This is a genomic window from Pseudomonas sp. GM49 (assembly GCF_000282355.1).
GTDB lineage: Bacteria > Pseudomonadota > Gammaproteobacteria > Pseudomonadales > Pseudomonadaceae > Aquipseudomonas.
On the sequence record NZ_AKJL01000193.1, the window covers coordinates 1 to 922 of the forward strand.

Here is a 922-nt window from a genome sequence, read left to right on the forward strand (position 1 = left end):
TCGTCCGCCCGCTGCAGGACCGGCCGGTGCGGGTCGACCGTGAAACCCTGGCGTTGGGGTATGCCGGTGTCTATTCGAGCTTCCTGCGCCACGCCGAAATTGCCGCCGCCAAGTACGGCCTCAAGACCCTCGATATCCTCGTCGAGCTGGGCAAGCGGCGCATGGTCGGTGGGCAGGAAGACATGATCGTTGATGTGGCGCTGGATCTGCTCAAGCGCTGATCCCCTCACCCCGTAGGAGCCACCCTCAGTGATTTCATGTTTTTCATGTCGATTTTCATGAACCTTCAAAAACTTCTGAATTCGCTCGCGTGGCGAGCCCGCTGCAAAGTGACTTAGAGGTTGCGGTGATTACGTTTAATTGCCTGATAAATAAGGATTTATCCTATTTTTTAGGCTCCGCAAACGGACTGGCACAGTCGTTGCTCTCTTCAAATACAAAGGCAGTTTTTCCCAGGACATCAGCGTGTTGCGTGGTGTTCGCTGCTACTTCACCCCCCCATAACAAGGTCTAACTCCCATGAGTCGATTCACCCAAGAAAACACCAGTAAATTCGTGCAGACCCCTGAGTGGAAAATGCATTACAACGAGGCCGGCGAAGGGCCGGTCGTGATCATGGTCCATGGCTCTGGTGCCGGTGCAACCGGGTGGGCCAACTTTCACCGCAACGTCGATGCTTTTGTAGACGCCGGCTACCGGGTGATCCTCATGGACTGCCCTGGCTTCGGCAAGTCCGATCCGCTGGTGACCGCTGAGCCGCGTTTTGTCATCAACGCCCGGGCGATCAAGGCCTTGATGGATGCCCTGGACATCGATAAGGCGCACCTGGTCGGAAACTCCATGGGCGGCGGCAGCGCGCTGGGCTTTGCCGTGCAATACCCGGAGCGCCTGGACAAGATGATCCTGATGGGGGCGGGCGGAG

General features: G+C 57.4%; 1 protein-coding gene and 1 pseudogene. Both read left to right on the top strand.

Going from position 1 to position 922, the window contains the following annotated elements; translation table 11 throughout:
• Positions 1 to 221: pseudogene (locus PMI29_RS11775) on the top strand (4-hydroxy-2-oxovalerate aldolase); the annotation flags it as partial.
• A gap of 298 nt (positions 222 to 519) precedes the next feature.
• The coding region (locus PMI29_RS11770; RefSeq protein ID WP_007999566.1) for an alpha/beta fold hydrolase at positions 520 to 922 on the top strand (403 nt) is incomplete at its 3' end.